Annotated in this window: 16 protein-coding genes and 2 pseudogenes; 7 read left to right on the top strand and 11 right to left on the bottom strand. The window is 39.7% G+C overall.

The window, feature by feature from the left end:
- Nucleotides 1-115: 115 nt before the first annotated feature.
- The gene (locus ACSBRB_RS04590; RefSeq protein ID WP_059106277.1) at nt 116-727 is read right to left on the bottom strand and encodes a GntR family transcriptional regulator; all 612 of its coding nucleotides are present in this window, start codon (nt 725-727) and stop codon (nt 116-118) included.
- Between the two features lie 117 nt (nt 728-844).
- On the opposite strand from ACSBRB_RS04590, the gene ACSBRB_RS04585 reads away from it, so the two are divergent.
- From ACSBRB_RS04585 to ACSBRB_RS04565, 5 genes are all read left to right on the top strand, one after another.
- Nucleotides 845-1,720 (top strand): NAD(P)-binding domain-containing protein, encoded by an 876-nt coding sequence (locus ACSBRB_RS04585; protein ID WP_435031826.1) that lies wholly within the window; start codon nt 845-847, stop codon nt 1,718-1,720.
- A 10-nt stretch (nt 1,721-1,730) separates the two neighbouring features.
- Nucleotides 1,731-3,098 carry a four-carbon acid sugar kinase family protein gene (locus ACSBRB_RS04580; protein WP_435031825.1) on the top strand — a complete coding sequence of 456 codons (1,368 nt, stop codon included), beginning with the start codon at nt 1,731-1,733 and terminating at the stop codon, nt 3,096-3,098.
- A 26-nt stretch (nt 3,099-3,124) separates the two neighbouring features.
- A complete protein-coding gene (locus ACSBRB_RS04575; RefSeq protein ID WP_435031824.1) occupies nt 3,125-4,483 on the top strand; it encodes a gluconate:H+ symporter in 1,359 nt (452 codons plus the stop codon).
- A 24-nt stretch (nt 4,484-4,507) separates the two neighbouring features.
- Nucleotides 4,508-5,353, top strand: a complete 846-nt coding sequence (locus tag ACSBRB_RS04570) for a class II fructose-bisphosphate aldolase (protein ID WP_435031823.1) — start codon at nt 4,508-4,510, stop codon at nt 5,351-5,353.
- Nucleotides 5,354-5,585: 232 nt separating this feature from the next.
- Nucleotides 5,586-5,936, top strand: a complete 351-nt coding sequence (locus tag ACSBRB_RS04565) for a DUF3139 domain-containing protein (protein WP_059106271.1) — start codon at nt 5,586-5,588, stop codon at nt 5,934-5,936.
- A gap of 237 nt (nt 5,937-6,173) precedes the next feature.
- Here ACSBRB_RS04565 and ACSBRB_RS04560 read toward each other — a convergent pair whose 3' ends face one another.
- A complete protein-coding gene (locus ACSBRB_RS04560; RefSeq protein ID WP_258026025.1) occupies nt 6,174-6,296 on the bottom strand; it encodes a hypothetical protein in 123 nt (40 codons plus the stop codon).
- Between the two features lie 207 nt (nt 6,297-6,503).
- Between ACSBRB_RS04560 and ACSBRB_RS04555 the strand changes: the two genes are divergently transcribed.
- Nucleotides 6,504-6,653, top strand: coding sequence for a hypothetical protein (locus ACSBRB_RS04555; RefSeq protein ID WP_435031822.1), 150 nt, complete (start codon nt 6,504-6,506; stop codon nt 6,651-6,653).
- 327 nt (nt 6,654-6,980) lie between these two features.
- Here the strand turns inward: ACSBRB_RS04555 and gtfB are convergent, their stop codons facing one another.
- The 8 genes and pseudogenes from gtfB to ACSBRB_RS04515 all read right to left on the bottom strand — a co-directional run.
- On the bottom strand, nt 6,981-8,360 hold the full coding sequence (gene gtfB / locus ACSBRB_RS04550; protein ID WP_435031821.1) for an accessory Sec system glycosylation chaperone GtfB: 1,380 nt from the start codon (nt 8,358-8,360) through the stop codon (nt 6,981-6,983).
- Nucleotides 8,353-9,861 (bottom strand): accessory Sec system glycosyltransferase GtfA, encoded by a 1,509-nt coding sequence (gtfA, locus tag ACSBRB_RS04545; RefSeq protein ID WP_435031820.1) that lies wholly within the window; start codon nt 9,859-9,861, stop codon nt 8,353-8,355. The genes gtfB and gtfA overlap by 8 nt, the downstream gene beginning before the upstream one ends.
- 18 nt (nt 9,862-9,879) lie before the next feature.
- Nucleotides 9,880-12,266, bottom strand: a pseudogene (gene secA2, locus ACSBRB_RS04540) (accessory Sec system translocase SecA2).
- A complete protein-coding gene (gene asp3, locus ACSBRB_RS04535; protein ID WP_435031819.1) occupies nt 12,250-13,017 on the bottom strand; it encodes an accessory Sec system protein Asp3 in 768 nt (255 codons plus the stop codon). The pseudogene secA2 and the gene asp3 overlap by 17 nt, the downstream one beginning before the upstream one ends.
- A complete protein-coding gene (gene asp2 / locus ACSBRB_RS04530; protein WP_435031818.1) occupies nt 13,001-14,563 on the bottom strand; it encodes an accessory Sec system protein Asp2 in 1,563 nt (520 codons plus the stop codon). The genes asp3 and asp2 overlap by 17 nt, the downstream gene beginning before the upstream one ends.
- Nucleotides 14,553-16,112 (bottom strand): accessory Sec system protein Asp1, encoded by a 1,560-nt coding sequence (gene asp1 / locus ACSBRB_RS04525; protein ID WP_059106264.1) that lies wholly within the window; start codon nt 16,110-16,112, stop codon nt 14,553-14,555. The genes asp2 and asp1 overlap by 11 nt, the downstream gene beginning before the upstream one ends.
- A 10-nt stretch (nt 16,113-16,122) precedes the next feature.
- Nucleotides 16,123-17,334: an accessory Sec system protein translocase subunit SecY2 gene (secY2, locus tag ACSBRB_RS04520; RefSeq protein WP_435031817.1), complete on the bottom strand. Its 1,212-nt coding sequence runs from the start codon at nt 17,332-17,334 to the stop codon at nt 16,123-16,125.
- 159 nt (nt 17,335-17,493) lie between these two features.
- Nucleotides 17,494-21,600: pseudogene (locus ACSBRB_RS04515) on the bottom strand (LPXTG cell wall anchor domain-containing protein); the annotation flags it as partial.
- A gap of 769 nt (nt 21,601-22,369) precedes the next feature.
- Between ACSBRB_RS04515 and ACSBRB_RS04510 the strand changes: the two are divergent.
- Nucleotides 22,370-22,642: a hypothetical protein gene (locus ACSBRB_RS04510; protein WP_435031816.1), complete on the top strand. Its 273-nt coding sequence runs from the start codon at nt 22,370-22,372 to the stop codon at nt 22,640-22,642.
- Between the two features lie 573 nt (nt 22,643-23,215).
- Here the strand turns inward: ACSBRB_RS04510 and ACSBRB_RS04505 are convergent.
- On the bottom strand, nt 23,216-24,298 hold the full coding sequence (locus ACSBRB_RS04505) for a KxYKxGKxW signal peptide domain-containing protein (protein WP_435031815.1): 1,083 nt from the start codon (nt 24,296-24,298) through the stop codon (nt 23,216-23,218).
- Nucleotides 24,299-24,552 lie beyond the last annotated feature (254 nt).

The raw sequence follows: 24,552 nt of genomic DNA, 5'->3' as shown, positions 1-24,552 counted from the left end.
CGTGTAGAAAATGAAATCATCTACATAAAAAAGAGTAGGATCGCGTCAACTCACTTCGCTTATGTGAGTGCGTCATCCTACTCTTTTTAATTTTTGGCTATGACAAACGCCACAATTATCGTTTTGACGAGGGCAAATAGTATAAACTGAACTCCAAGTCTTTCGTTAGATGGTCTTCTAACAATTGAATTGCGCGCTCATGTTGTCGTTCAAATAACGCATCGACAATCGCACGATGTTCTTCAATGAGACCCGGGCGTCGTTTGTTAATGACTGTTTTACTAAACAAATAAATATAGCTGCTTAATTTTTGATACGTATCAATAATAAACGGATTATGTGTCGCTTTCATGATTTTTTGGTGAAACAAATCATTCGTCTTAATAATCGTTGCCTCATCTTCTTGTTCTATATCGACTTCCGTGTAACGTTTTAATTCCTCTAAATCCGCTTCTGTGTACACGATACACGCCTTTCTCAACGCATGTGTTTCCAACAAAATACGCATTTCAAAGATATCTCGATATTCTTCACTCGTAGGAATAAAAACGTGGGCATCTTTAATAAAATACTCCATCTCTAACTGTTTGATCGCTTCTCTCACTGGTGTACGACTCACTTGATACTTTTCAGCTAACTTTGCCTCAGTGAGTTTTTCGTCTTGAGTAATTTCCCCGGAAATAATATCGTTTCTAATTTTTTGATAGATGGTCAACCCTTCGCTCATCGCCCTTTTCAACTCCTTGCCATTATACTACTATAAATTTTTCAGTATTAAAATGTATACATTTATCGAATTTTAGTATACAATATACTGTAAACGCTTACAGATGGAGGTATAAATATGAAGATTGGATTTATTGGTTTAGGTATCATGGGAAAACCCATGGCTACCCATTTTCTTAACGCAAATCATACCGTTTTAGTTAACGATGTTAATAAAGAAGCAGAACAGGAACTCGCAAATAAAGGCGCTGAAACTGTCAGTATTGAAGATATCGCAAAAAATGCAGAACATTTAATTCTATCACTTCCGAATGGCGCAATTGTAAAATCTGTGCTCTATAGTGGCGAAGATGCCATCATGAACAAGGATTTCATCAACATCAAATCCGTCATTGATACAAGTTCACTCACACCGAATGAATCACTCGAAATCAGCAAAGTGCTCGAACAAAAGCAAATCAAATATGTCGATGCACCTGTTAGTGGTGGTGAACCGTTGGCCATCTCTGGTGAATTATCCGTCATGGTCGGTTGCGATCAAGCGGATTTAGATGAAGTGAAAGCAGTCCTTGATCCGATAGCTGGATCTGTCATTCGTGTCGGTGACGTGGGATCAGGTAGCGTCGTGAAACTCGCTAACCAAATCATCGTCAATACGAACATCGCAGCGTTATCTGAAGCTGTCATTTTAGCGAAAAAATTTGATATCGACCTCAACGAAATGTTTGAAGCGATCAGACACGGTTTAGCAGGTTCTGCCGCAATGGAAGCCAAATTACCTAAAATGATCGAACAAGATTACAAAGCAGGCGGTACATTGAACATCAACTTGAAAGACCTTAAAAATGTCATCTCTACTGCTGATACAGTTGGACTCTCTCTCCCACTCGCCAACCAAGTGAAAGAAATCTTCAAATCTGAAGTTAATCAAGGTCACGGCATTAACGACCAAGCAGGCATTATCAAATACTTTGAAAATATCAATAATATGTAGGTGATTATTCATGTTAGATCAAGCTTTAATAGATAAACAAATCAATGATCAATTTGATAAAAATTTAAACAGTCTGGACTACAAAATCGTCGTGCTCGATGACGATCCAACAGGTACACAAACCGTGAAAGACTTACCTGTCTACACTGAATGGACAGAAGAAAGTTTAGAAGATGCATTCAAACAATCCAACAACATGTTTTACATCTTAACGAATTCACGTGCATTGAATGACACAGAAACGACAGAACTACATAAAACCATCAGTGAAAATGTCCAAACCGTATCAAACAAACTCGACAAACCGTACCTCATTATCAGTCGCGGTGACTCTACATTACGTGGGCACTTCTACTTAGAACCTAAAGTGTTAAGCGATGCAGCAGACCAACCGTTCGATGCAGTCTTTTACTTACCTGCCTTTTTCGAAGGTGATCGCTACACTTATGAAGGCACACACTATTTAAAAGAAGGCGATGACTACATTCCAGTGGCGGATAGCGAATTTGCGAATGATACGACATTCGGTTTCAAATCCACTACGATGGCCGATTTTATCGAAGAAAAAAGTAACGGTGACATCAAATCAGAAGATGTTTATCATGTCACGCTTGAACAGCTACGCAATCGCGACCAACAAGCGATTTTCGACATCTTTGATGCACTACAAAATCTCGATGCGGTCGTTGTCGATGCATTAAACGATGAAGATATGGATTACTTTACGGCATGCTTAACGGCTTATTTAAAAGGACATGATAAAAAATTCATTTTCCGCAGTGCCGCTTCATTCGTCAAATCTATTTGTACGACACCTGGTGAAATCATCAACTTGAAAGATTATAAGAAAAATGACAATGGTGGCGTCATCATCGTCGGCTCACACGTAAAAAAATCATCATCACAACTGTCTCACCTCATCGAACATGCGGACATTCAACCGATTGAGTTTGACGTGAAACAAGTGACGAAAACGACGTTAGATACGTATATTCAACAAGTCAAACAACAAGTCGAACAACACATCTCAAACGGGGAAGATGTCGTCGTTTATACCTCACGTGACGTCATCAAAACAGACGATTTAAAACATAACTTAAACATTTCAACTCAAATTTCAAACAGCTTAGTGCGGATTATTAAATTACTTACCATCCGTCCTAACTTCATCATCGCAAAAGGCGGTATCACTTCAAGTGATGTCGCAACTAAAGGACTCAACATTAAAAAAGCCGAAGTCATCGGTCAAATCACTAAAGGGGTGCCTGTATGGTTAACAGGAGACGAGGCTAAATACGACCATATGCCATACGTGATTTTCCCAGGTAACGTCGGTGAAGTTGAAAAGTTAACAGAAGTTTATCAACTCAACAGTTAATCATATAAGCGAAGGGAGTCATTCATATGGAAACGATTTGGCCACTGGTTGGCGTCGTCATTGGCGTGCTGTTATTGCTCGTCTTAATCATGGTATTTAAACTCAACACATTTATCGCATTAATCATTACATCTATGGTCACGGGTATCATTCTAGGCATGCCACTCGACAAAATTGTCGATACGATTGAAAAAGGGATGGGCGATACATTAGGGCATATCGCGATCATCTTTGGCCTTGGTTCAATCCTAGGTAAATTACTATCAGACGGTGGCGGTGCGACGAAAATCGCTGAAAAGCTCATCGATAAATTTGGTGAAAAATACGTCACATGGGCGATGCTCATTACGTCCTTCATCATCGGAATTTCACTCTTCTTAGAGGTCGCATTCGTGTTACTCGTACCCCTTGTCTTTACATTAGCGAAAAAACTGAACGTGTCTAATCTGAAAGTCGGTCTACCAATGGCTACATCTATCGCCATCACACATGGGTTCTTACCACCCCATCCTGGACCGGTTGCGATTTCACAAGCAGTAAAAGCCAATATTGGTCACGTGTTACTCTACGGCATTATTATCGGTATTCCAATCGCGATCATCGTCGGTTGGTTGTTCCCTAAAATAGCATACCGTCTTGCGCCTTCAGCCTTCACCAAAGAAGGTAAACAGGAAGATTTAGAAGAAGCAAGTGCCCTCAGCAACGGTAGCACGCCAGGTTTCGGTATCAGTTTACTCACTGCCTTAAGTCCAGTCATTCTGATGTTATTTTCTACTGTTGTTCAACTCATCACTGGGAATGAAGACGGTAAAGCATCAGGACTCGAAGGATTCATCTACTTTATCGGATCTTCTACAACAGCCATGCTCATCGCGGTGTTATTTGCGATTTATACGATGGGCATTCGTCGTAAACAAAAAGTATCTGACATCATGGATACGGTAGCCAACGCGATTACACCGATTGCGATGTTATTACTCATCATCGGTGGTGGCGGTACCTTTAAACAAGTACTGATCGATGGCGGTGTAGGCGATACGATTTCTGAACTGTTCCACGGTACAGAAATGTCACCGATTATCCTAGCATGGTTAGCGGCAGCCATCTTACGTGTTGCACTCGGTTCTACAACTGTTTCAGCTATTTCTTCAGTTGGTATTGTTTTACCACTACTACAATCTGTCGACGTCAATATTTCACTTGTCGTGTTAGCGATTGGTGCTGGTAGTGTGTTCTGTTCTCACGTGAACGATGCCGGGTTCTGGATGTTTAAAGAGTACTTCGGCTTATCTATGAAAGAAACGTTCTTAACATGGACATTATTAGAATCAGCCATTTCAGTCATCGGACTTGGATTGATCTTAGCTATTAATATGGTGATATAGAGAAATAAATGAGGAGGTCATGGGATGACTTATAACGAAATGTTACAAGAAGCGAAAGCCAATCACTACGCTGTGCCACAAATCAACATTAACGACGCAATGTGGATTGAACCGATTTTAAAAGCTGCAATGTCAATGCGTTCTCCCATCATTATCGCAACGTCTGATAAACTAATTGATGCATTTGGCGGATATCACTTCATCGCGCAAACAATTAAACAAACGATTCAAACGATGGATATCGATATTCCTGCGATGATTCATTTAGATCACAGCTTATCCGTTGATCACTGTAAACAGGCGGTTGAAGCAGGCTATGACTCTGTGATGTTTGATGGTTCAAAATTAAGCATCGACGATAATGTGAAGTATACAAGCGAAGTCGTTGAAGCTGCACACCCACAAGGGATTGCGGTTGAAGGAGAAATCGGTGGTGTCGGTGGTCAGGAAGACGGCATCGAAGGCGAAGTGAAATACGCACGTCTAGAAGATTGTCTACGTTTAGTAAACGAAGCTCAAGCCGATGTCATCGCACCTGCGTTAGGTTCTGCCCACGGAGAGTACAAAGGCGAACCGAAATTAGGTTTCGACTTAATGTCTGAAATCAATGACGCAGTACAAGTGCCCCTTGCTTTACACGGTGCCACAGGTATTGGTGATGACGATTTGACCCATGCGATTCAGTTAGGACACGCGAAAATCAATTTTAATACCGAAGTCAAAAAAGCTTGGGCTCAAAAATTGCGTGAAGTATTAGATAATGACCCATCACTTTATGAACCACAAAGCATTATTCAACCCGCAAAAGATGCGATTGAAGCAGCGGTCACTAGATTAATTCAAACTTGTCATTCTGATGGAAAAGCTTAATTTAAGAAATGTAATTATATTAGACATGAACGTGCCGATTTTTTGAAACCGTCATGCACTAATCAGTCATTTAACCCCCTTATGTATGAATGTTGTCATCACATAAGGGGTTTTTATAGGTGTGCGCATCGCTTATCATTTCACCTCTCACTTGTATTTTTACATTTATAAGTATATCGTAATAAACGATAATATTAATAAAAAATCAAATTTTATTTTTAAGGAGGTTGAGATGAAAAAAGTATTAAAAATTTTATTTTCTGTGGTCATCATTGTGATTATATTTATTATATTAGTTGCTATCGACATGCACATGTACCAAGAACATGAAGAGGCAAAAGTTCGAGATAGAGTTCATCATGTCCTCAAACAAAAAGGGTGGGATGATAAAGTCGAAAGTGAAGAAAATATTTTCACTTTCAATACGGGTCATAACTTTTTATACGTGACTTTTAAAGATGAACCTTATAATACGTATACCTATTTTATTGATGAAGATAATAAAGTGAAGGGACATCCTGTTTTAAAAGACGAATATAATAAAAAGCCAAAGCATTATAAAAAATCCTATGTGTTGGAATAATGAAGTATACTAAATAATCCTCCCTTTACTATGTGCTGAACCTTAAACGTTGTATTATAGTATTATTTAATTTCAGAGGTTTGTTCCCTATAACTTTTAGGAGACAAGCCTTTTAATTCTTTCACTATTATAGTAATCAATATTTCTTTAAAATTAGCCTCTGATATAAGTTCCTACTCTTTTTGATTTTATAATGAAATTTCTTTTTCCCGATCGACTTTCTTCATCGGATTGCTCTTATTTTTGTTGTTCCTGCCATTCTTGTTCAGCTGTACGTCCAAATTCTTCTTTTTCTGTACGATCTCTCTTGGATTTGTCTCCACTACTCTTCTGTAATTGATTTGGATACAGTGCCTTCATCTTGGAGCTTTTTCAAAGAATGAGTACTTGTTGAACTATCAGTTTCAGCGTTAACACTTCCAGTAGTTAAAATTACGCCACATAATAACCTAACGAATCATTTTTTATGTCATTTCACCTCTCACTTGTATTTTTTACATTTATAGGCATATCGTAATAACCGATAATATTAATAAAAAATCAAATTTTATTTTTAAGGAGGTTGAGATGAAAAAAGTATTAAAAATTTTATTTTCTGTAGTTATCATCGTGATCATATTGATTACGTTAGTTGCTACCAACATGCACATGTACCAAGAACATGAAGAGGCAAAAGTTCGAGATAGAGTTCATCATGTCTTCAAACAAAAAGGTTGAGATGCTAAAGTCGAAAGTGAAGAAAATATTTTCACTTTTAATACAGGTTATAATGATCTAGAAGTAACTTTTAAAGATGAGCCATATAACATATATACTTATTCAATTGATGACGATAATAGAGTGACCGGAGAACCTGTTTTAAAAGACGAATATAATAAAAAGCCAAAGCATTATAAAAAAACCTATGTGTTGGAATAAAACAATATACCAAATAAAACGGACTGATAAGATTTGAAAATGACTCAGCTTATACGGCAGAGTTCAGTTTGTCTTACCAGTCCGTTTTTTATTTATAACTTTTTATAAAATACGTATGATTTCATTTTATTTTGAACGTTTACGTGGTTTGCGTTTCGTTTTGGTTTTCTTAAACACTTGATTTAACACGGTATTGAATTTTCTTCGTGTCACTGCATTCGCATGATCTTTTTGTAGTGAAAGGTAATCTTTAAACTGCGCTTGATCATGACCAATTTCATATAACACTTTAATCAAACGATCCGGTTGATCTTCAAGTGGGAACAACAGCTCAGGTGCCGTCTTCACTCGATTATGTGCTGTCGCTTCATAACTTATGATTAACATGTCATGTAAATAGGCTTCTTCCACTGCATTTAAGATTTCGCCACCATGATTGATGTCTAAATAAATATCGCATCGTTTAAATAGCTGTGCTGCAGTATCTAAATCGATCGCTGGGAACAGTCTCACATTGTTGTATTGTCCTAAGCGCAACAGTTTCGGAGACATTTCAGTCACTGCACCGATGTGGAACGTGTAGTCCGGACATGCTTTCACTGTCTCTTCAAGATAAGCGATTTGGTCTGAGTTCGTCATCGTCAAAATTTCTTTATTGTAGTTGTTTTGCTTGTGATAGTGATAAACATAACCACCACGATGGAGTTTCTTGTGTGCAGATGAATCAGTATGTTGCTTAATGACCTCGTATTCCGCTTGTTCTGGGACGATGACATCAAACTCACGTGGTACGCCACCTTCAAAGATTAATTCCATATTGCCAGGGGTGTTACCCTCGCATGATTCTTGCCAGTACAACACGTCATGACCTGGGTCATCCATGTTATACAATACCGCAAAGGACGTTGCGAGTGAGTTGATCGTAAACTGCTCGTTATCGATACCCATCGCTTCTATATAAAACGTAATAAACGCAACCTTCGAGTCAAAGAAGTATGACTTTCCTTGCCAATCGAGCACAATGTCTTGCGTCACATAGTTTTCATAGAGCACTTCTTTTCCTTGTTGATCCATATATTTTTTCAAGATAGCCTTGCCACTTAAATCATATACGGTTTGCGCATAAAGAATCCCTTGTTTCGTATAGTGGTCGACGAAGCGTAGACGCCCCGCCTTATCTAACCACTCAACTTCACTCACCACTCTCGATTTAAAATGAGGGCGGTAAAGGATATTCGCTCTTTTTTCACTCATATCTAAAATCTGGGCGTGATCATTACTACCTGTGATCTCCCAAAAACGAGGTATTTCAACCTCATTAAAGTAAATCGGACGTTGACGATTCGGGATGCGATAATCCGCAAAAAAGCGATACGGTGAAGAGACCTCATCAGGTAAAAAGCCGTCGTCTTCAAGAACGATTGTCTTATCTTCATGACCCGCTTCTTTCAGTGTGCTATACAGGATTTGGGTCTGTGCATCAAACTGTTCAAATAAATTAATCATGTCGCACCTCTTCTATTAAATTTTGCCATTGTTTCACGATGTTTTCCGTCTTAAACGGTTTCGCAATGTCATAAGACGCTTGATGTGGTTTACTAGGACCATCGTTAAAGTAACGCACCATATGTTCAGACAGACGTTGCACGAGATCCTCTAACTCATCTTGTTGCTGATCGATTGGAACGATATAGCCATTTTTCCCGTCACGAATAAACGTCGGGTTACCGTAGTTCACATCGAAGCCCAGCATACCTAAGCCTGAACCCACTGCTTCCATCAACGTCAGTCCAAATCCTTCACTCGTTGAGGCAGAGACGAATAAATCATAATTCACGTAACCCTCATCTAAATTCACGTGTCCGAGTAAGCGGATATAATCCTCTGCTTCATGCTCTTTAATAATCTCTGCAATCATACTTCTCTCACCACCTTCTCCATAAATATCAAAGGTAAGCTCAGGCACTTCCTTTTTCGCTAAAATGGCTGCACGAACGAGCCAGTCAATATGTTTCTCACTCGCAAGACGAGACGCACTCACCATTGAATACGGTTTGCGCTCAGCTTTTGGTTTCGTTAATTGATGGAGACTGCCTACTGGAATCGTATAAATCGGTGGGACGTAGCCGTAATATTGTTCAAACTGTTCACGCATGATTTGGTTTTGACGCTCTGTCGCTGTAATGAAGAAATCAAATTCGTCCGCGTTGTTAAACTGATATTCATAATAGTTATTCCACAGCACATGTTCTTCGTTGGTCGCATTTTCACTATAGTGTTCGGCATGAACCACGACACCCAGCTGACTGTCGCCTTTATGTTGGAGCACGGCTTGTGCTACATCTGTCGAACGGTCCAATATTAGAATGTCGTCTGACGTCAGACCGAGTTGATCGATAAAGTATGCCACAAATTCTGGTTTACTGTAGAGTTTTGCATCCGGAAACGCGTAAAAGCTATCCTCGCCATCGATATACTCATTGTAGACAATCGAGCCATCCTCATTATAAAACTGTCTCATGTAGAGTTTCGCAACATCGTTATGTGGTGCGTAGTATTCTGAGAATACACGCACATAGCTATAGAAATCCTTACGTACAAGCATACCGTTAATGACAAATTCTGCACGGTCAACGATATCTTTCTCTGGATGTTGTAAATAACACGTTACGAAAGAATTCTCATTGCGATAATATAACCGCTTCACCTTACCATCATGTTCTTCTTCAAACACAGTTTCACCAAGCTCACGTTTAATATCATCAATCGTATACGTCGTTGGTGCGATTTTAATATCGCTAAAGTATTGGTATAACCAAATGATTTCATCGTCTTTAAATCCCATATTGCTCGTGAGCGTTTGGATATTTTCCGACTGAATAAAATCTAAAAAGATAAACTTCGCATCTTCTGTCGTCTGACGTAACAGTTTCGCTCGATAGGCTTGTGCATACTCTACCCCACTACTTGCCCAGCCGATGCCGAAGTTAATATTATAAATTGTCACTCTGAACACCTCATCGTTTTATGGGAAATGAATTACGAGATCGCCGTCTTTATCGAACGTCGCCATACTTTGACTCAAGTTTCGTATGATATTTCCCTTAATTTTATTACACATGACTTCATAGGATTCTAACGCGACTTTATGATATTCAAAGATCGCATTGCGTTGCCCATTCTGTCTATTTCTCACACTTGCTTTTAGTTGTTGTAAATGATCGACCTGGTCTATCCATGTGGTATCGATCGATTTGAGTATCGTTTTTTGCAGGAAGCGCTGGTAAAAATACGGATCATTAATCGTTTGTCACTGCGTTTCTAATTGTGATTTAAACAAGTCCAGTAAAAATTGAATCACCGCATGATGGTCTGAAATATCGAGTGTCGATAAATCTTGATCAAATTGGAAACTGATATTGCGATAAATATATTCGGTTAAAGTCCGTGACGTCACCGGTTCTGCTTGAATGTAATCCCGGCGGAAGACTTCCTTCGCTAACGTATCGAACTCGATTTCATCGATATGTTCCAAATTCAATACGCGATCACGTTCATCATAAATCAGTTCACGCTGTAAACTGATACTCTTCTCATAATCATTGGCCATTTCACGCGCATTCATACCTTGTTCTTCGGATAAACGTTGCGCTTTCTTAACAATGTGCTTGACGCGACGTTTAAAGACCCCACTCGATTCTAAACGATCCGCATCCATCGCCGTTAAGCGTTCATTTTCCGTGAGCTTATCGTCGCCCCACCGTTTAACGAGATAATCTTCGAGTGAAATGTAAATTTGAGACATCCCTGGGTCACCTTGTCGTCCTGAACGGCCACGTAGTTGGCGATCGACACGACTATTTTCCATATGTTCATTGATAATCACCGCAAGGCCGCCTAAATCTTGAACTTCGGGATGTAGTTTAATGTCTGTACCACGTCCCGCCATACTTGTCGCAACCGTCACAGCTGCCAGTTGACCTGCTTCTGCAATCATTTGTGCTTCCTTCGCCACATTTTGTGCGATTAACAAGTTATTTGGAATATCCATTTTAAACAATGTACTCGAGAACTTTTCTGCTGCTTCAGCTGTCCGCGTAATAAGTAGAATCGGACGTTTTTGCGCATGAAGCTCCTGTACTTTATCAATAATGGCTTGGTTTTTATCCGCTTCGGTCTTAAACACACGGTCATCATAGTCGATCCGTTGCACCGGTCGATCGGTTGGAATCTGGATGACAATCTTTGAGTACAGATTAAAGAATTCAGGTCCATTTTACCCGTACCGGTCATTCCCGCAAAATCTTCAAATTGTTTGAATAGATTCTGGAACGTAATCGTCGCCATGACGCTCATATCTAACGAAATGTCGATCTGTTCTTTCGCTTCAATCGCTTGATGCAAGCCTGATTGTAGCTTCGTCCCCGGCAACATACGTCCCGTGATACGGTCGATGAGCACGACCTCACCATTATAGACAAAGTAGTCTAAATTAGACTCGAATAAATGATGTGCGCGCAAAGCGAGATTAATATTACGCGCGAGATCGAAATAAGGTTCGTCATAAATATCTGAGACATTAAAGTATTGATTCGCCGCTTCAATCCCTGCTTCTGTTAACCAAATTTCTTTTTTAGCCTTTTTCACTTTAAAATGAATGTCCTTTTCCAATGTTTCAACAAACGTTTTAACGATGTGGAAAAGATTGGACTGAACCCTTGGTGCACCTGAAATCACGAGCGGTGTTTGTGCCGCATCTAAAATAATTGAATCGACTTCATCGATGATGCCGTAATTGAGTTTCGGTAAAAACTTCCCTTCGATACTGTCTGCTAAATTGTCGATGAGATAATCAAAGCCAAGTCGTCCGTTTGTCGTATAGACGATATCGTGCTTGTAGAGCATCTCTTTTTCGTTTTTCTGGTACTCATAATCTGGAATATCGACAAAACCGAGGGACGTCGTTAAGCCTAACCATTCATAGAGTGGCTTCATCTCTTCGTAGTCACGACCGGCTAAGTAATCATTCGTCGTGATGAGATACGCCCCTTTTCCCGTCAATGCGTTCAAATAAAGTGGCATTGTTGCCGTTAACGTCTTCCCTTCACCCGTCTGCATTTCCGCAATATTGCCTTCATGTAAGACGATGGCACCGAGCACTTGGACATCTTTCGGATACATCCCTAAGACACGGCGACTCGCTTCACGTACCACGGCATACGCTTCAGGTAGGATGGTATCGAGGGACTCACGCGGCTTATTCAACCGTTTCTTAAATTCCTTCGTCATCGCTTTCAACTCCTGATTGGAATATGTCGCAAACGTTTCGCCTAGCCTGTTAATCTGATCGAGTTTCTTCTGCAATCGACGCAATCTCATGTTATTAATCGTTGTATTAATCTGTTGTTTCATGATAACCTCCACGATTCAGCATCGTTACATCCAAATATTGTAAGTGACGCGTAGGATTAAGTAACGGCGCCACATGTTGTTTAGCGAGTGGTTGAAGTTTGTGAATCAATAGTTCTACAGAGGTTGGATTAGTACTGAGTTCCTCATGCCAGTCCTCCACCAAGATCACGTTGTGCACATTCCGAATCGCATCTTGTGATAAGCCAAGCACTTGCGTGACAGGTTCTACAAAAATGATATTCCGCACGTTTAACTCAGGACGCTCATTCATCACCTCTGAAAAGCGACAAACGACTGTTTCCTCAATCGTAGGAACCTCTGTCACCTCAGTGATTGTGAATTGACGAAACGTTAAGTGCTGCGCAGCCGAGTTAATCATTTGGATTTCATACGTATACGCTGCTTTAGGATACGTAAAGTCATAGGCATGTGTCTGGATGATCTTCGCATCTAACTCCGTCCCATTTTTTCGGTAAAAGACCAGTTTAAAATAGATGCCTGTATCGGGTGTGACATCGTAATCAAACTCGATATGATATGTGCTTTCTCGTTTTAAAATAGGCAACGTCGGCACAGACTTGTCACTCGTATAATCGTTCGTCATCGCCCAATCATGAATGACAATCCCAGACGGCATCAATGGATTTTCAAAAATTGTCCCCGCATCGGTAAAGTCCAATTGGGTACCGTACATAAACGTCGACTTGTTCACTTGTTGCCATGTAATGGTAAAATCATGCTTTGTTGTCATACTTAACTCTCCCAAACTGACTTTCAAGAATCAGGTGATAGAAATTGACAAACCAACTGGTAATCGTTGGTGTATCATCATTATGTCGCCCTGGCACACCACGGCTCATCACCTTCGCATGTTGTGCACTGAGTATCGGTAATAACTCTGGGAATGCCCGCGGATCGTAGTCATCGTGCTGCATGTACGCAATCGCAAACGTCGTCTGTTGCACATCGGCCGTTTCAATCATATCCCAGAACTTTCTATCTAAATGATGAATATGTTCCTCCGTCATGCCGCCTTCATTGGCCACTAATAAATCATTGGCAGTTCCAAAGTCCTCTGGTCGCAACAGTTTCATATTATCTGCCACCGTACCAAGGCTTAATAATGGTTTCCCGACAATAATCGCTGATGGATTCAGCTGGGCACCATAATACAAGGCACCGAACGATCCCATCGACAATCCTGATAAAATTAATTCATGATCCGCAAAACTTAGACGCTCTAGTGACTGTTGAATAATATCCTTCACGCCTTGTTCGTACGTGTCGGATCCGATATAGAACGCGCCACCTTCTAAACGTGGATCGCTAATCAGTAAAAACGGTGCATCAAGTTTACTCATGAGGAAGAAAGCTTCGAATCCTTCTGCAGGACGATAACCACTAAAGTAAACGTTCAACGGCGGTTTCAAATCCCCAGGGTTAAAGTAATACATTAATTCTTCTTTTCGGTCATCCACAAAGCGGCTACCACCTAAGATATGTTGACCATATTCGAGTCTTGACCAACGTTTGTGGAGTGCACCAAAGTGTATCGTGCCTTGCCCTCGCGCTTTCACGGAAACACTGATGATCGCATCATCAGGCTTTCTACTGATCTCAAGTGGTGTTTCTAGTTCCTTATCTGTCAACACAATCTCTTCCATCGGTGCATCGATTGAACCACCCATCATTAGTCTGAAAGTATAGGTTAGTGAAACTTCCCCTTCAATGTTAAACTCCGGCCATACTTGAATGACTTTGCCTTTATCGTATACGAGATTCATTTTCCAAGTGACAATGGGTTGCAATGTTTCTCCAAAATCACCACTGACGACAAGTCGATAATTCCCGTTATAGTGCGCGGTTCCGTTGAAGTTCGGATTGACCTGGGCATATCTAGGAGAAATTCGGTCTCCATATTGCCCGGGAAATGTCACCGCATGTAACTTTTCGATGCGATCGGCTTCATCTTCATAACGAAACGGTCGAATCAATTGTGTACGCACGAACTCATCCGCTTCAAACTGCGCATCCCAATAGTGTTGATCAACGTGCGTCGTATAAGGTGTAGTTACACGACGTAACACACGCATCAAATCTTCAGAATACGGCGCTTCCACATAGACAAAATCAAATGCTTTAACCGACTCAATGACCTTGTCCAAAATGTCCATATATCCACTATCAAATGTGAATAAATCCGTGTCAAAATAATCCCATTCTAAACTCTTTTTGTGCGCAAACTCGGCTTCTAAATCTCTGCCACCTATTTGGAGTGCTTTAAATTTACGCGCCATGCATTTCACCTTCAATCAAACGATCTAACTGATCAATAATCTGTTCTGAAGCATATTCGTCGACTAATTTGATCGAATAAGCAAATGAGTAATTCCAATGTTTTAAGTGGTCTAAGAAATAATCTAAAGCCGCAATCATTTCTACTTCAGAGGAAATAATCTTGCCATTCTTATCGTGCGTTACATACTCCGTTTCACGCTGATTAATCTGTGGTAATCCAGCACTGATACTACAAATTTGTAGGAATAAATCTGGTTCTTGATTTAAGTCGATGACAATTCTCAATTTAGAAACAACTTCGAATAAATCCATCTCGAAAGGCACGTGTTGGAGCTCCAGCAATTTCACATAATCTTCATCCTCAGCTACGAGTTGATTTACACCCTCATCATCCGGTTCCACTTCGTTATATTTGTCATTGATAATCTTGATGTGCTCTTTTAACCATGGAGAGACTTCGTTTTGATCATGTTTGGTCAGTAACAATAACCGATACCCTTCGTGTGCTTGAATATAGGCTGTTAATGATGTAACGATGCGCTGCATATCTTGTTCTACCAATCCATCGAGCCAAAGCCCAATATACGTTTCGTACAATTGACTACTTATATTCGGTAACACTTGCGCATCAAATGGCGTAATACGCATCAACTGATTATCTAAATGATGTTTCGATTGATAAAGCATCAATGCCGCTTCATGATCCTGACGGTCCACCAACCAGTACTGACCTTTATGTACAGAGGCGAGTGTTTGATCATTTAGTTCTTTATTACGCTGACTATAAATGGAAAAGCACAAATGCTCCGGTGCGATATTTTCAGTAATCAGCGCATTATGACGGTCATCCGCAGCTGCGATTGTGACATCATCCACCTGATAGTGTTTCGCAGTATAATGTTTGAACTGTGCTTGGATGAATTCCGTCATCGTCGCATATTCTGCTTGATCAAAGCGATGACGATACTTATCACTCACGACGATCTGTTTCGTGACTAAATCTTCCGTTAAAATGCAGTCTCCATCAGCCGTCATATATTGCTGATTCACATCCTGACCGTTTTCATCATAGTTACGAATCGCAGACAACCATCCGCGATCGTCGAAGATATACCGGCGCTGCTTTTTCAATCCTTCAAAATCCTCCAGCCACACGATATATCCCTCTTGATTAAAATAAATATTCGTATACGTCGAAGGGCTTGTCACACCTCTCATCAGAAACGGTGTGAACACAAATTCGGTCTCTGCCGGCCACTGTAATTGACGATAATCAATCGCTTGAGGTGTCCGATGTGAAAATCCTTGAATCTCATCAAACAATGACCAATAGTTTGCTTCAAATAATTGATGTCGATGTAAAAAAGTTCTTAAATCTGGAAAATAATTCAGTACCAAGATATCAAAATCAATCTGATGCTTTTGATGCATATTCATCAAGCTGATCAAATCATCAAACTCGGTCACCAACCGCTTGTTGTAAAACGGTTCTGCTTTATCCGCCCACCAGCGTTTCTGGCTATACCAAGCTGGGATAAAATGTTTCATATAATTCTCCTTACCAGTATTTATTCAAAAATGGCTTATATTTATCAAAGTATAGGTATGTTCTTAATGTTTCGACGATGTTGATACCAATGTAGACGAGTACAATTAACTGAATCGCAAAGTAAATTTGTGGCGCGAGTTCTGGAATCAACAACGTACTATAGAGTGGAATCGCAATAATGAGTGTCACTAGGCCAGAACCAAACCAGCAGACACGACGCGCCATCCGATCTAAATAACGTTTCGTCTCTAATCCAGGTTTAACTCCGACAAAATAATTACCATTTTTCAGAAATTCTTTAGATTTTTGCTTTGTATTTAATAAGAATCGTGAAAGTAAATAACCTAATACCAATTGGATAAAGATGTATATCGTAATACCAATGGGATTAGTGAAACTAACCAATTGAAAGTTCACTCTCCCATCTGATGAAAAATAACTCAAGATTAAATGGATTAAGTTATTCAGTAAAATAAATACTGAGACACTAATCATGATTGAAATACTCCCAGATGGATTAATTTTCCATGCGAGATATGTCTTGCTGTGGGTTTGACTCACATTCATCGTATCGCGATAAGGTGTGCGATATTCGACGAACTCTGTAAACAGTAAGATAAATAATGCAATGATGATAAGTACAGAAAAAATGACGAGAATCGTCGTACTCGCACTGACATGCACAAGTTGTTGTTGGAACATAGATTTAATAATACTCATCAACACAATTGGCATAGGTCCTGCAATCCCGTATCGCGTATTCTGATCCGCCATCCACACAAGCAGCATCGTACCAGTTACTAAATACAACACTAAAATGTAGATATGGTCTGTCTGAATTAAATTATTTTCGACCAATGACAGAATAACGAAATAACCTTGGAGCACAGCGAGGACTAACGTTAACAATTTCTCTTTATAATGCTTTTCCTTCTTCGTTTGCTTTGCCGCCTTATCCATGTTTCGATAGGCAATTAACGTAAAAAATATCATAGACGTGAGCCAGGGCCCTAACCCAAGGGTAAAAATGTTCAACGACGTGATATCTCCGCCCATATTCGAAATTGCAATACTGTAGAATGAGCGGGTTTCTTCCCTCTCACTCGATTGCGCAACGATCGGAATGTTACTGCCTAGTATGTATATACCAAGTATGAAACAAGTAAATAAGATTCGTTTATATAACACTTTATATTCATATTGATTAAAGATACGTTTCATTCAATTAATCTCCACAATAAACTTCTATTGTTCAATATTATATCAAAGAGGTTAAGGACACGGGTCATTTTTTAGAAAAATTATAAATTTATTTCCCTTAATGAATGGTGTCCTTTCCTCTTCAATATTTATTAAACTGATTTAACGAATTTCTATCTCTTAGGCTTCGTCTTTGTTGCCTTTTTTGTCTTTTTTAGATCTCTTGATTAAACCTAATCCTGCAAGCATCGCTAATACTGCACCGAATAATCCAGTATGGTTAGATGATTGACCTGTATCAGGTAAAGCAGTGTTGCCATCAGTGTTATGGTTTCCTGAAGTTGAACCGCTTTGTTCTTGAGAACCTTGGTCATGACTACCGTGTTGATCTGTAGCATTCATTGAATGACTTGTTGAGTCACTCATTGAAGTATTTTCAGATGTGCTCATTGATGACACTTCTGATGAACTCATTGAGCTATTGTCAGAAGTTGATGTTGTCATAGAGTTACTTGTTGAAGCAGACATACTTGATGAAGTACTCATTGACTCACTCAATGATGTTGATGTGCTTAATGATTCACTCACTGATGTACTTGTTGAAGTACTTAGTGATTCACTTACAGATGTGCTTACTGAAGTAGAAGCACTATCTGATGCACTTATTGAAGCAGATGTGCTTTCAGAAGCTGAAACGCTTGTAGAAGCAGAGTCGCTTAATGACGTGCTTGTTGAATCGCTCGTTGAACCACTTACTGAAGCCGATAGACTAGCTGAAGTGCTTAATGATTCACTTACCGAAGTACTCATTGAAGCTGATGTACTTTCAGAAACTGAAGTGCTCGTAGAAGCAGAGCCACTCACTGATGTGCTGTTTGATGCACTCACTGAAGCACTTAATGACGTGCTTGTTGATAATGAGTTGCTTGTTGAGTCGCTCATTGAAGCTGATGCACTTTCAGAAGCCGAAACGCTTGTAGAAGCAGAGTCGCTCATTGACGTGCTAGCTGAAACTGAAGTACTTGTTGATAATGAAGTACTTGTCGAATCACTCATTGAAGCACTTGTTGATGCTGACAGGCTAGTTGAAGTACTTAACGATTCGCTTGTTGATGTGCTAACTGAAGTACTTGCTGAATCGCTTAATGACGTGCTTGTCGATAATGAGTTGCTTGTTGAATCGCTCATTGATCCACTTACTGATGCTGATAAGCTTGTTGACGTGCTTAACGATTCACTTGTTGATGTGCTCGCTGACGCACTCACTGAATCGCTTAATGATGTGCTTGTTGAATCACTTAATGATGTACTTGTTGATAACGAGCTACTTGTTGAATCGCTCATTGATCCACTTACTGATGTTGACAAGCTTGTTGATGTACTTAATGACTCACTTGTTGATGTACTATTTGACTCACTTACTGATTCGCTTAATGACGTGCTCGTTGAATCACTTAATGATGTACTTGTTGATGCTGATTCACTTTCCGAAGTACTTGTGCTTGCTGAAGTACTAGCTGATTCGCTCATAGATGTACTTGCTGAAGCAGATACACTATCTGATGCACTCATTGAAGCTGATGCACTTTCAGAAGTTGAAACGCTTGTAGAAGCTGAGTCGCTTGTTGAAGTACTATCTGATGCACTTACTGAACCGCTTAATGACGTGCTTGTCGATAATGAAGTGCTCGTTGAATCACTCATTGAACCACTTACTGAAGCTGACAAGCTTGTTGATGTACTTAATGATTCACTTGTTGACGTACTTGCTGAAGTACTTGCTGAATCACTTAGTGACGTGCTTGTCGATAATGAGCTGCTTGTTGAGTCACTCATTGAAGCACTTGTTGAAGTACTTAACGATTCACTTGTTGATGTGCTCACTGAAGTACTTGCTGAAGTACTTGTTGAATCGCTTAATGATGTGCTTGTCGATAATGACGCGCTCGTTGAGTCGCTCATCGATCCACTTACTGAAGCTGATAAGCTCGCTGATGTACTTAACGATTCGCTTGTTGATGTGCTGTTTGACGCACTCACTGAATCACTTAATGACGTGCTTGTTGATAACGAGCTGCTTGTTGAATCACTCATTGAGTTACTTACTGATGCTGATAAGCTCGCTGATGTGCTTAACGATTCGCTTATTGAAGTACTATCCGAAGCACTCACTGAATCACTTAGTGACGTACTTGTTGAGTCACTCATTGATGTACTTGTTGATGCTGACAAGCTTGCTGATGCACTTTCTGAAGTACTTACTGACGTTGACTCGCTGCTTGATACAGAAGCACTTGTTGATTCGCTTTCAGAAATTGAAGCTGATTCGCTCATAGATGTACTTGCTGAAACAGATGCACTATCTGATGCACTCATTGAAGCTGATGTGCTTTCAGAAGCCGAAGTACTTGTTGAAGTAGATTCGCTCATTGACGTGCTCACTGAAGTACTAGCTGAATCGCTTAATGAAGTACTTGTCGACAATGACGTACTTGTTGATGCTGATAAGCTTGTTGATGTACTTAACGATTCACTCGTTGATGCGCTTTCTGACGCACTTTCTGAATCGCTTAATGACGTGCTCGTTGATAATGAAGTACTTGTCGATAATGACGCACTTGCAGAGTCACTTAACGATGTTGAAGTACTCATTGATTCACTTTCAGATACTGAAGTGCTTGCAGATTCAGATTCACTTGTTGATGTACTCAATGAAGCTGATGTGCTATCTGAAATTGATGTGCTTGTTGAAGCTGATTCGCTTGCTGAAGTCGAAGCACTTTCTGAATTGCTTACAGATGTCGATTCGCTCTCAGATAATGATGTACTTGTAGATGTACTTAATGAAGCAGATGTGCTGTCAGAAACTGATGTACTTAATGAATTTGATTGGCTTACTGAAGTACTTTCTGAGTTACTTACTGATGTTGATTCGCTCTCAGATAATGAAATACTTGTTGACGTACTATCTGAAACACTCGTTGATGCACTTAATGATGTACTAGTCGATAGTGATTCACTTGTTGATGCGCTGTTTGAGGCACTTTCTGAGTCACTTAACGAAGTACTTGTTGATAATGACGCACTTGTTGAATCACTCATTGAACCACTAACTGAAGCTGATAAGCTTGTTGACGTACTTAACGATTCGCTTGTTGACATACTGTTCGACACGCTAATTGATTCGCTTGTTGATGCGCTTGTCGATAATGAACTGCTTGTTGAGTCGCTTATTGATCCACTAACTGAAGCAGATGTGCTAGATGAATCGCTCAATGAAGTACTTGTTGATAATGACGCGCTTGTTGAGTCACTCATTGAACTACTTGTTGAAGTGCTCATTGATTCACTCTCAGATAATGAAGTACTTGTCGATACAGATTCACTTGCCGATGTACTAACTGATGTACTCTCAGATACTGATGCACTTGTAGAAGCACTTTCTGATGTACTCATAGAAGCAGATGTGCTGTCAGACAGTGACGTACTCGTTGATTCACTTAATGAAGTGCTATTTGATAGCGATTCACTTGTTGATGTGCTACTTGATGCGCTTGCTGATTCACTTACTGAAGTGCTTGCTGATAATGATGCGCTTGTAGAATCACTCATTGAACTACTTGTCGAAGCCGATAAGCTTGTTGATGTACTTAATGATTCGCTCGTTGACGTACTTTCAGAAATACTGTTCGATTCGCTTATTGATGTGCTATCTGACAATGATGTGCTTGTTGAAGTTGAAGCACTTTCTGACTCGCTTACTGAAGTACTTGTTGACTCACTCGCTGATGTACTTTCTGATGTGCTCATTGAAGCTGATGTGCTTTCTGATAATGAAGTACTTGTTGATAATGAGCTACTTGTCGAGTCACTCACTGATGTGCTTGTTGAAGCTGATAAGCTTGTTGACGTACTCAATGATTCGCTAGTTGATGTGCTCTCAGAAACACTATTCGATTCGCTCACTGATGTGCTTGCTGACAATGATGTGCTTGTTGAAGCTGAAGCACTTAAAGACTCACTTTCTGAAGCACTTGTTGATTCACTAGCTGACGTACTTTCAGATGTACTCGTTGAAGCTGAAATGCTTTCTGATAATGATGTACTTGTTGATAAACTTTCAGACGTTGATGTTGAAGCACTTGTACTTTCTGATACTGAACTTGATTCACTAGCTGATGTGCTCGCTGAAACTGATGAACTTTCAGAAATAGATGTGCTTGTTGAGCCGCTCACGCTAGTTGAAGTGCTTTCTGATGTAGACGTACTTGCAGATTCGGATGCGCTAGTAGAAGCACTTTCTGAATTACTTACCGATGTACTTTCAGATACTGAAGTGCTAGTTGATGCGCTTAATGATTCGCTTTCAGATACTGAAGTGCTAGTTGATGCGCTTAATGATTCGCTTTCAGATACTGAAGTACTGTTAGATAATGAGCTGCTTGTCGAGTCACTCATTGAAGTGCTAGTCGAAACTGATAAGCTTGTTGACGTGCTTGCTGACAATGATGTGCTTGTTGATAAACTTTCAGACGTGGATACAGACTCACTTTCACTTGTAGAAGCAGATTCACTTTCTGATGTTGATGTTGAAGTACTTGTACTTTCTGAACTACTCTCTGAAGTCGAATTACTTAATGAAGTACTTTCACTATTTTTATCTCTTGCTGATTCGCTTTCTGATAATGATGCACTGTTTACTGAATTACTCGTTGAAGTACTTGCTGATTGTAAACGAGATAGTGAATCACTGATTGATGCACTTTCTGATTCGATTTTTTCTGTTGATTCACTTTCTGAATTACTCGATGAAGCACTTAATGATTCACTTTCGAATACTGAATCTTCTTCCGACTCTTCTAATGAATTAGAAATACTAAACGAATCTTGATTACTTTTACGTTGTGATTCACTCTTCGATAACGACTCATTATTTGAATCTCTTATTGATTCACTCTTCGATAAAGATGCACTATTTTCTGAGGCACGTTTTGAATCAGATTCACTTAGACTTTTGGTTCTTGATGCATCTTCTGAAGCTCTTTCTGAATTTACTTTGCTTATAGATGCTGACCTTGAAGCTTCTTGTGAGTTTCTCACTGAATCTGAGTTAGCTGTACTTTCTGATCTTGATTTCTCTTCAGAAAGTCGTGAGTCTTCTGATCTACTATTACTTTCAGATGCACGTACAACACTTTCAGATGCTTTTTTAGAATTGCTCTCTTGTTCTGAAAGACTCTTAGAAGTGCTTTTTTGTTCTGAAAGTCGCTTAGAATTACTTTGTTGCTCTGAAAGTCGCTTAGAAGTGCTTGCTCTGAAAGACGTTTAGAATTACTTTGTTGTTCTGAAGCTTTCTTAGAAGTGCTTTGTTGTTCAGAGGCTCTCGATTGACTTTGAGAATCCGCAATACTTTGGCTTGCAGATTTCGATGCAACAGATGGGTCTTCACCATGAATTACTGGTGCAGCGCCACCACGGCCTATAAAGAAGTTTCTATTTGAATCTGTGGAACTCGCAAATGGAACAAAGTCCCAAGTTGCATTATCAGCTATAATATTTGCGCTCCATTTTGTCGTTATACCGTAACCTTAATTAAGCAAACCATGACCAAATGGAAAGTTTCCCGACCAATAATAACCATCTCGAAGTGGATAGATATATTCTGGGTTTGGTCCTACTCCACCAGCAAAATTACCGTTCGAATCACTTGAACCAGTCTGAGCATTATAAGGTTTACTAAATCCTGGTCCTAGATAGAACATAGGTTGATTATTTTTTGCAGAATTATTTACACCCGCTGTAGTTTTAGGACTATGTGGTGATCTCTCAATTGTTGAAGTATTCGGGTTATCATAAGTAACTGTATAAGTAAAATCAACACGATTTCCATTTTGTTTCGTCGTCAATTTATAATAAATTGGTACGTTTTTTGATCATACCCCGCACCTGTATATGTTTGTGTTTGGGATGCATCGGCTGCTGCTCTCGCGCCATTTTCTGCTAATCTTGCAAAGTTGTCGAGAGCGATTCTACCTGCACTTCTTGCACGGAAGCCTGAATAACCACGTGATTCACTTGTTGAAGTCTTAAAGCTTATCACATCAGAGACCACGTCTTTGCCCGTTGTACTTTCAGTAGTACTTGTGCTTTGACGTTCTGCTTTTTGACTTGCTGAAGTGTCTTTCGCATTTTGTGAAGTTGAAGCTTTTTCAGAGGCTTTATCTTCTGAAGTTGCTGTAGATTGACTTGCTTGAGATTCAGATGTTTCATCTGCTTTCGTACTCTTTTGTTCTGCTTTATCTTCTTTTACAGATTCAGAAGATTGTTGCTTTTCAGAAGTTTGTTCTGCTGAAGTAGATTCAGAGTTACTTGACTCTGAAGCAGGCTGTTCCGCTTCTTCACTTGTTGTCTCTTTTTTAGCGCTTTCGCTTTCTTCTTGACGTTCAGAAGTAGAAGAGGCTTCAGTTGATTCTGATTGTTCTTCATCTGCACGGCTTGAAGTTGACGCTTTGTTTGCTTCTTCCTCGCTTGTTGATTCAGAAGTAGCTTGCTCTGCTAATGATGCAGATTCGCTTTCAGAAATACTTGTTGAGAGTTCTTCTGAAGCTGAAGTATTGGTTTCTGATTTACCAATTGCAGTGGAGTTTTGGTTACCTACTGTTTCACTATGCGCAGAAAGTTCTGATGTCACTGGCGCATCGGATGCAGCAAACGCCTGTTGATCATGCAACATATTGACAGTAAATATTCCCCCTGCCACGGCGGTCGTCTTAAGCGCTTGACGTTTAACAAATCCATCTGTCTTTTGAGACAAGTCTGGTTGTTTTTCAATGCTGCTGCTTAAGAAAGGCACGCCCATTATACCTAATAATTTAATCTCTTTAATCCCGGCTTTGACCCAATTTTTACCAGATTTATAAAGCCTTACCCGAGCTTTTTCATCTGCAAAACTTTGCCGGAATTTATTTCTTTGCTGCTTTGACATAAATTCGCCTCCATTAAGATCGTAAAAATTACACACAACTAATTAACTGAATTATATTGTTTTTGCCATTATACCCCAATTAATAAATTTTACAACTAATTTTCGAATTTTTTGTGTGGCAAAATTAAGTTTTTAAATACCTTTCTATTTTTAATATGTATTTTATACAAATGTGTTTTCCATTTAATAAACAGCACGATCTATACCCTGTATAAAGACTATGAAATCAGCTTTTTAAGGCTTTTTAAAGAAGC

It is taken from the genome of Staphylococcus auricularis, assembly GCF_051172115.1.
In the GTDB taxonomy this organism is placed as follows: Bacteria; Bacillota; Bacilli; order Staphylococcales; family Staphylococcaceae; genus Staphylococcus; species Staphylococcus auricularis_A.
This window is presented reverse-complemented; position numbering and strand designations above follow the sequence as displayed.